Genomic DNA, 8,008 nt, shown 5'->3' on the forward strand with positions numbered 1-8,008 from the left:
GGCCGACCAAGGCGTGGTAGAGCCACAGCACCACCACGGCGCCGACGATGGCGACGAGCAGGCTGTAAAGGTTCACCCCGGACACCCCGGGCTGGCCGAACTGGTTGAACAGGAAGCCGCCGACGACGGCGCCGACGATGCCGAGCAGGATGTCGACGACGAGCCCCTGGCCGGTGTTGTTGACGATCTTGCTGCCGATGAAGCCAGCGATCAGGCCGAGCAAGATCCAGGCGAGGAGCGACATGGTCCAGTTCCACTTCCTAAGGGGTTGGTCGGGGGGGTTGCGGCTGCGGGCTCGCCGACGGCAAGCGGACGCCGTGGTTGCGACCCTCGTGTTCGCTCACGACCCGGCATCACCTGCGGTTCGTGCGCTTCGGTCTCGGCTTGGGGTTCGACGCGTTGTAAGCAGCTTCGATGGCGACGATCTCCGCCGCGGCTTCCACCTGTATCGCGTGGTCGCCCTCGATGATGCCGATGGCTTCCTTGATCAGTGCCCGGGTGTGGTCGGGAGAGAGCACCTTCCGACGCCCGGCCACGCGGATCTCCTCATATCAACCCAGGGGGATGATCTTCCGAGATGCCCGCATGAGCAGAGCTACCACTGCGTAATAAGGTATTCTACTCGAAGTTCCGCCGATTTACATAAAGTACATTTGCACCAAGCCGACTTGGTAGTTCCGTCACGGTTTTCCCCCGCCTCAGCGTAGGTGCCGGGTGTTCGGGCCGATCCCACGCTCCTGCGCCCACACCACAACGGCGCTGCGGCGGTTGACCCCGAGCTTGCGATAGAGCGCTGAGACGTGATTGCGCACCGTGTTCGGCGACAGCTTCAGCTCGGCCCCGATCTCCTGGTCGGTGGCCCCCTGACAGATCCGCGTGAGCATGTCCCGCTCCCGGATCGTCAGGTTCTCGATCCCGGCCGACGGCCGGCCGGAACGGGTCGGGTTGCGTAGGGTCGCCAGCTTGTCGATCACCCCATGGCTGAACCACGACGCGTCGGCCATCACCGCCTCGATCGCGGTGATCAGTTCGCGTTCCGAGCGCTTGCGGGCGGTGATGTCCTGCAGGACACACAGTACGCAGGCCTCGTTGTTGATGATCACCCGCTCGGCCGAGATGAGGCAGTCGATCTCGGCGCCTTCCGCATCCTGCAACACGGCCTCGAAACCTCGGACGCTGCCGAGTCGCTTGAGATCGCGCGAGAACTTGCGCTGCTCGGCGCGATCGCCCCAGAGCGCGAGGTCCGTGAGCGCTTGGCCATCCGCGGCCTCGGGGGCATGCCCGAACGTGGTGACGAAGGCCTGGTTGACGCTGGTGATCTCCAAACCGTCCGCACTCATCAGCGCGCTCGGCACTGGTGAGAGGTCGAACGCCTTGGCAAAGCGCTCCTCGCTATGGCGCAATGACATCTCGGCCTTCCGGCGATCCTCCAGGTCGGCGAAGGTGAACAGCATGCATGGCTCGATGCCGCCCGGCCCCGGCATCTCGATGGCGTGCCCGGCCACGATGACATAGCGCCCATTCCCGCAAGGGGTGGCGAGTTGCGCTTCCATCTGCGGAATGGTGTGACCCGCGTGCAGGCGATGGATCGCCATCTCGCGCCGCTCGGCCTCGCGCAGAAGATCGATCTCGCAGAAGGTCCGCCCAAGCACGTCGTCACGATGGTAGCCGGTCAAGTCGAGGAAGCCGTGGTTGACCCGCACGAAGCGCAGGTCGGCGATCCGGCAGATGATCGCCGGGGCCGGGTTGGCGTTGAACATGCGCTCGAATCGGGCCTCAGCTTGATAGCGCTCGCTCACATCCTGCATCACCAGGGCAAGACCCGTCGGCGCGCCATCCACATCGGTGGTCACCAAGCTACGAATGCGGTGCATCCACCTGTGTAATGGATCCCGGGTCGGCACCAACTCCACCACGACGTCCCGGAACACCTCGCCGGCGAGCACCCGGTCGAGGGGGTGCTGCAGCGGACCGATCTCCCGGTGGTTGCGGTAGTGCAGCGTGAAATTCGAGCGGTACTCGGAGACGGTTGCTCCGAGGTCGCTGGCGTCTGTGACCCCATGCATCGCTACGGCGGCAGCGTTCGCGTAGATAATCGTTTGATCCGGCTCAATCAGGATCACGCCTTCGGACAAGCCGGCCACGATCTGCCGCATCTGTGTGTGACGCGTTTCGTCGATCATCGGCGTATCTCCATTTGGAGCGCCAACGTTCGAGCGCGCTGAATGACCCTCAATGAATTGAGTTCGCAAACAGGCGAGGGTGCGGCTTGACTGAAGCTGCGGGAGCTGCGGTCCAGCGACTGGCTGTTCCCGAGCCGCAGCCGACCGGGCGAGCACTTGACGACGCGCCAGTATGGCCGGCTCGTCGACTAGGGCGTGTCATCGCTTGAGCCAATCGAGAGCTGCAGCGAGGGAGAGGACGCCCATGAAGCTGGCGGCGGTTTTCTCGTAGCGGGTGGCGATGGCACGCCACTCCTTGAGCCTAGCCCAGAGGCGCTCGACCTGACTGCGGTTGTTGTAGATCCAGTCTGGGCACGCCACGGGCGCCTCGTGGCGCTGGGGTGGGATCGCCGGTCGCGCGCCCATGTTCCAGATGTGCTGGCGAAAGGCGTGACTGGTGTAGCCGCGGTCCCCGACGACCCACTTGGGCACGCCCGTCAGTTGGTCGAGCAGGGGGACGGCGTGAGGCAGTTCATGAGCCTGACCGGGTGCCAGCCGGAAGGCGATGGCGCGACCCTGCCCGTCGGCGATCACGCAAGCCTTGGAACTATCGCCGCCACGTGAGCGGCCAAGCGCTTCACAAGCGTCTCGCTCGGCCCCAAATCCCCCCTTTTGGCAGCCCCTGCCGCCTTTTGGTGCGCCCGCACGTTGGTGCCATCGAGGAACACCATACCAAGCTGGACGCCCTGCTCTTGCACGAGGCCGAGCAGCCGCTCCCAGACGCCAGCACGCGACCAGCGGATGAAGATCTGCGCGGCGCGTCACCACGGCCCCAGATCCTCTGGAATGGCCCGCCACTTGGCCCCGTTCTGATGCCGCCAGAGGATGGCTGAGAGTGTGCGCCTGAGATCCTGTGGGGGCGTCTTGGCCTTGGGCCGGCAGGCCTCGACCAAAGGCTCCAGTTCAGACCACTGGGCGTCGCTCAGCATCGTCCCTCCTGCATCAGAGAAACGAAAACGCTAGCCAAGCCAATCCGTTCAGACGACGACAGGCCCTAGGTCTGCATCAAGGCGCCTGCAAGCGGGCCTTCTGAGGGTCTGTGAAGGGTGGAGAGCAGACCCTGACGCTTCGCCCTGAAGCGGACACTCCGCCAGCGATCCCCGAAAGCAGCCGTCCTTGTGGACGACACCCGAGGCGTCTGGGCGTCAGCCGACCGTGAGCTACGCGCTCCGGTCCTCGGTATCCGCGCCGCTCTCCGCGAGCCTGTTACGCAGCGTTCCGAGAACACGCAGAGCCAGGTAGAGCCGGCCGAGCCATGCGGTAGCCGCAGACAGGTGTTCGACATGGCGAACGCGGTGACGATGAGGTCGAGATGAGCGACGACACGACGGCTCTGGTCCTGGCGCTCGCGACACAGAAAGCGGAATTGCGCGCAGCCCGCGCCGAGGCGCAGGAACTCCTGATCGAGACGGCGGTCGATGCCGGCGAGATGCATGCCCAGCTTGAGGAGGTGCAGGCTGAGTTGGCCATGGCCTGCGCAGATCGCGACGCTTAGCGGCCTGAAGCAAGACGACGATTAGGACCGATGCTGCGGATTGGGTAATGCCTGTTTCAGCGCACGTCTCTCGACACTCGCGCGCCGCGGCGGTCGCGAATGCAGACAGGCCGCCCAGCACAGAGAGCATGCGATGACAGGCCGGTACGGGACAGTTCCCTGTACCGCGCCCATGAATCCTCAGGCCGGGTGATCGCGTGAAGGTCGGTGACGCGGGGAGCAGGAACTGTCGGCATCGGCCTACGGCCTGTCTTTTGCCATCTTACTGTAGCCGGTGCGGATCGGTGTTTGCCCGGATCCAACGTGGCGAGAGGATGTCGCCGTCCTCGGTGATGATCCAAGGCTGTGCGTCGTTGGCCTGGATGGTTTCGGCCGCAGCTACGAGGGCTTCGCGCAGTGTGGAGAACGCCTGCCCGCGTGCAGTATGAGCCGGCCCGCTGGACGGCCAGACGGTCAGCTCGGCACGCTTGTCGAGGTCGGCGAGTACCATGCACATGCTCCGGTTCATCGCAGGAGCGGAGGTGTCTACCGCTGCATGATGATGGGCGTGTGGCGATCTGGTTACTGAACCGTGTCACCCGTATCACGGGAGCGTGTGGCCGGCTTCGCCTCCACGATGCGGAAGCAGCCCTCGCGGCGGCCGACCCGCACCCCGACAGCGGCAAGCTTCCCCGCGATCTTCATCAGGATCTTGTGAAGGTGCGCTGTGTCCCGGTACGCGGGGGCAGCGGCAATCCCAGCCTCGTCATGTCGACAGCCGGCGGCCAGAGGCGGGCGACAGCAGGCACCGTGCACCCAACCCGCCGCTGATCGCGGCGGGCTTCTGTAGATCCTTAGGCGACCGCCCGCCCAGGCCGGCCGAGCCCAATGTTCTTCGCGAGAGCAGAGCGCGCCTCAGAGTACGAGGGCGACACCATCGGGTAGTCTGCCGGGAGACCAAACTTCGCTCGGTAGGAATGCGGGTCGAGACCGTGTTTGCTGAGATGGCGCTTCAGGGTCTTGTACCGCTTGCCATCAACGAAGCTCGTAAGCGCGTCTGGTGTAATCGACTTTTTGATTTGGGCGGAGGTTGGCTTCTCGACCTCTTCGGCCGGGGAGTCCGTGCCTACGGAACCTGAGCCGTTGTAGAGGCCCAACAGAGCCGCATGCACGCTTCCAATCAGCTTCGGAAGCTCAGGGACCGGGATGGAGTTGTTCGCAACGTAGGCTGCAACGATTTCGCTGGCCAGCGCGAGCGTTTCGGGGCTCTGTCCCTGGTTTTCTTTTATCACTGAGGTTGTCCTGTGAGTACGCTACCGGCGTGAGATCTATCACCATTCATGCCAAATCAAGGTATGTCACACACACGTCCGTGCGATCCTGCTTTGAGCTAGGCGCATGCTTGGAAGACTGGACTTGGTGAGGAGGTGAGCCGGGGCGTCCCGTGAGGGTGAGCGCGGCCGATCAAGCGGTCCGAAGCGTCTCTACCTTCATTGAAACCAACATCGAGGCGCAGTAACCAATCCCTATGCGTGTTGCAGCGCTCGGCAGTGTGTTGTTCGTAAATGCGGCTTGACCACCGGCGCTAGGCGGTAGAGCGAGAGATCCTCTTCATGGAAGGAACGACCGTGGACGAACAACCCGAAGCTCAATCTACCAACTTCATGGAACTCGCTGCCGACCTCGTCGCGGCATACGTGTCGAACAACAACGTGCCGGTATCCGAGCTGCCGAACGTGATCGCTTCCGTACACGCGTCCTTGGCGGGTCTTGCCAACGGAACCTCCACCGAGCCCGTAGGCCCGGAGAAGCCGACGCCCGCGCAAGTGAAGAAGTCCGTCACTCCGGACGCGCTCATCTCCTTCATCGACGGGAAGAAGTATAAGACCCTGAAGCGGCACCTGACCGGGCACGGCCTGACGATTGAGGGCTACCGGGCGCGCTACGGCCTCCCAGCGGACTACCCTTCGACCTCGGCCACCTACTCCGCCCAGCGGTCAGAACTAGCCCGCTCCCTCGGCCTTGGTCAGCAGCGGCGCAAGGCGTCTCCCAAGGCCGCCGCCGCCGGCGAGACGGTCTCCGAAGCGCCAAAGACCCGCGGCCGGAAGCCCAAGGCTGTAGAGACGCCCGTAAATGCCCCTGAGGCAGTTCCGAAGGCTCGCGGCCGGAAGAAGGTTGCCGAGACGGCTTGAGGCCGCTCAGCGACCCGTTCCGGCACACCGCGGCGCCCGCCATGGTGACGTGCTTCTAACCGGAGGAGCCGCATCCCACGTCCGGGCTAAATTGCGTATCGGCCCCTCTGGTGAGATCCGGGGTTCCCCCGTTCCGTGAGCAGATCGGAGCGGGGCCGAACCGAGGTCGCTGTAGGAGATGGTGTGACAACGCCACGATCGCTGCCCGTGCTCGTCGTGGACGATGTGCCTTTGATCCGTGCCGTGTTGTGCGCCACCCTGGAACAGGTTGGGTTGACCGACGTGCACGAGGCTGGCGATGGAGCTGCCGCGCAAATTTCCGTATCTGGTAGCAAGCTTACCTAGCCGGTGCAGGTTCAATTGCTCAGGGTGCGATCCGCTTCCGTCGTGACGAAGGTGATGCACCGGGCGCGAGCTTGACTATCGGGGATGCGTTCAAAGGCTTTCACAAGCGCGAGCGTTTCAGCCTCATGGGCCGTCTGAACGTCTGCATCGTAAAGAGCGGACACGGGCTGATCCAGCGCACGTGCGATACGCTCCAAGCTCTCACGCAATAAGGTGGGATCGCCTCTGGGGTGCGTCATTCAGTCCTTATAAATTTAAGTAACCCAAATGCCAAATCAATTCATAACCACCCCGGCCTCCTTAGGGCCAAGCTCTTTAGCAAGGTAGCGCGCAATAATTTTCAACGCGTTTTGAATAACATCAGCCCCGGTCTCGTCTCTCGTATCGCGAGCCTCTAGGTATGCTGTACTAAAATCTCCAACCATCTCGCTGATGGCTTCGTCGTCCATCGTTGATAAAAGATCTGCTCCTGATGAAGGGGCGCTGTCACCGAGAGATCGCGCAGATATCTTATCAAGCATTGCGCGAGCAGAACTGATTGTCTCCCTAGACGTAGCCATTGCGCTGAGGGAAGCGTTGATCGAAGCTTGAGTCCGACCAATACGGGCATAGGTTTGTTTAATAGCTAATTGAGCGGCGGTATCGTTATAAGCTCTGTTCGGCATGAGCCAAGTTACCGCTGCTAAAATAGCGAATTTATCGACCGCGCTACCTGGCCGATCTGGGTGCAGAGCAAAACATTATTGCTCTGAGTAAGTTCCCGCTAGGCCCATCAACGAAAAAGGCGCGCCGGGTAAGGGCGCGCCGAAGTCAGATCCAAAGCTCTAGGGGAGGAGCCACCAGGGCATATCACAACCAAAGATTGTATTAAATCGGTATCTGCTACCGCCTCCGAAAGGGGCCTAGGGGCATGCACCTGGGTGCAAAGGCAGACGGTTGCCCCCTTTCCCTGTAAGGTGATCTGGATGAGCCAGCACGCGGTGCGCTTCTTGACGGGTGGCGCAGGTGACGGCCAAGGGCCTACCGAAGCAACCATGTCCCGACGAAGGTGAGGGCGGCCGAGTAGACGGCGTGCCCCTCCTCGTCCGTTACGACGACCGTGATCGTCTGCCGCTCGGCATCCTTGGGGACCTCGTCAACGGCAATGGCAGAAAGCAAGCGCTTGGCTTCAAGCGCAGCGCCTTGCTGATCGGCACATTCGGTGCCCGCGTCGTCGCGCTGATGGGCGCCGTCGTGAATGTCGAAGAAGTAGCGAGCCCGGTCAATCGGACCATCCGAAGGGCGGATCGGCATAAAGCTGCAGGCAAATACAACCTGCGGTTATGCAATCCTGAGCGTTGGCGCTGACTGTCTTCTATTTCACAAATCGTCCCCGATCTCGGACAAGTGATTGTCGATTGGGGGCTGTTTAACTGCCTTTAACCAATTTATGATCAATTGCCTTCGATCTTATCAATTGATAGGCCGAGCCGTGTTCGCAATAGGCAATAACAACGCTAGAGCAACCCTGGAGGCGGTCGGCTTGTCCCAAGCGATCATCGAGTTCCGGCTGGACGGGATCATCCTGGCCGCTAATCCCAACTTTCTCGACGCCATGGGTTACAGCTTGGCCGAGATCCAGGGCCAGCATCACACCTTAGAGCGCCTAACAGAACCGCCTGATTTGGTTGAGGGTGATGAGACTGGCGGCGAGGTTGGTGAAGGCCTCGTAGATGTCGGCGCGGCGCTCGTAGCGTACGGGCAGGCGTCGGAAACGGTTGAACCAGGCATGGGTG

The 8,008-nt window shown here is 62.4% G+C and carries 10 protein-coding genes and 3 pseudogenes; 3 read left to right on the top strand and 10 right to left on the bottom strand.

Going from position 1 to position 8,008, the window contains the following annotated elements; all coding sequences use genetic code 11:
* The 4 genes and pseudogenes from MKK55_RS00030 to MKK55_RS00045 form a co-directional block, all read right to left on the bottom strand.
* Nucleotides 1–244, bottom strand: a 244-nt coding sequence (locus tag MKK55_RS00030; protein ID WP_243932646.1) for a GlsB/YeaQ/YmgE family stress response membrane protein, incomplete at its 3' end; no start/stop codon positions are given.
* Between the two features lie 109 nt (nt 245–353).
* Nucleotides 354–536 carry a hypothetical protein gene (locus tag MKK55_RS00035; protein ID WP_243932648.1) on the bottom strand — a complete coding sequence of 61 codons (183 nt, stop codon included), beginning with the start codon at nt 534–536 and terminating at the stop codon, nt 354–356.
* 162 nt (nt 537–698) lie between these two features.
* On the bottom strand, nt 699–2,183 hold the full coding sequence (locus MKK55_RS00040; RefSeq protein ID WP_243932650.1) for a PAS domain S-box protein: 1,485 nt from the start codon (nt 2,181–2,183) through the stop codon (nt 699–701).
* A gap of 198 nt (nt 2,184–2,381) precedes the next feature.
* Nucleotides 2,382–3,151, bottom strand: a pseudogene (locus MKK55_RS00045) (IS5 family transposase).
* Nucleotides 3,152–3,534: 383 nt separating this feature from the next.
* Here MKK55_RS00045 and MKK55_RS00050 point away from each other — a divergent pair.
* Entirely contained in the window at nt 3,535–3,717 is a 183-nt protein-coding gene (locus MKK55_RS00050; RefSeq protein ID WP_243932653.1) for a hypothetical protein, read from the top strand.
* A 262-nt stretch (nt 3,718–3,979) separates the two neighbouring features.
* On the opposite strand, the gene MKK55_RS00055 is transcribed toward MKK55_RS00050, so the two are convergent.
* Nucleotides 3,980–4,207 (bottom strand): hypothetical protein, encoded by a 228-nt coding sequence (locus MKK55_RS00055; RefSeq protein ID WP_243932655.1) that lies wholly within the window; start codon nt 4,205–4,207, stop codon nt 3,980–3,982.
* Nucleotides 4,208–4,550: 343 nt separating this feature from the next.
* Complete coding sequence (locus MKK55_RS00060; protein ID WP_243932657.1) at nt 4,551–4,988, bottom strand: MucR family transcriptional regulator; 438 nt, start codon at nt 4,986–4,988, stop codon at nt 4,551–4,553.
* Between the two features lie 336 nt (nt 4,989–5,324).
* On the opposite strand from MKK55_RS00060, the gene MKK55_RS00065 reads away from it, so the two are divergent.
* On the top strand, nt 5,325–5,888 hold the full coding sequence (locus MKK55_RS00065; protein WP_409565989.1) for a MucR family transcriptional regulator: 564 nt from the start codon (nt 5,325–5,327) through the stop codon (nt 5,886–5,888).
* A 356-nt stretch (nt 5,889–6,244) separates the two neighbouring features.
* On the opposite strand, the gene MKK55_RS00070 is transcribed toward MKK55_RS00065, so the two are convergent.
* The 3 genes from MKK55_RS00070 to MKK55_RS29275 form a co-directional block, all read right to left on the bottom strand.
* Nucleotides 6,245–6,472 carry a hypothetical protein gene (locus tag MKK55_RS00070; protein ID WP_243932658.1) on the bottom strand — a complete coding sequence of 76 codons (228 nt, stop codon included), beginning with the start codon at nt 6,470–6,472 and terminating at the stop codon, nt 6,245–6,247.
* A gap of 36 nt (nt 6,473–6,508) precedes the next feature.
* Complete coding sequence (locus MKK55_RS00075) at nt 6,509–6,898, bottom strand: hypothetical protein (protein ID WP_243932659.1); 390 nt, start codon at nt 6,896–6,898, stop codon at nt 6,509–6,511.
* A gap of 355 nt (nt 6,899–7,253) precedes the next feature.
* Nucleotides 7,254–7,526, bottom strand: a complete 273-nt coding sequence (locus MKK55_RS29275) for a DUF6894 family protein (protein WP_243932660.1) — start codon at nt 7,524–7,526, stop codon at nt 7,254–7,256.
* Nucleotides 7,527–7,662: 136 nt separating this feature from the next.
* Here MKK55_RS29275 and MKK55_RS00085 point away from each other — a divergent pair.
* Nucleotides 7,663–7,872 (top strand): annotated as a pseudogene (locus tag MKK55_RS00085) (PAS domain S-box protein); the annotation flags it as partial.
* A gap of 6 nt (nt 7,873–7,878) precedes the next feature.
* Here MKK55_RS00085 and MKK55_RS00090 read toward each other — a convergent pair.
* Nucleotides 7,879–8,008, bottom strand: a pseudogene (locus tag MKK55_RS00090) (IS5/IS1182 family transposase); the annotation flags it as partial.

This window comes from Methylobacterium sp. J-059 (assembly GCF_022829485.1).
In the GTDB taxonomy this organism is placed as follows: domain Bacteria; phylum Pseudomonadota; class Alphaproteobacteria; order Rhizobiales; family Beijerinckiaceae; genus Methylobacterium.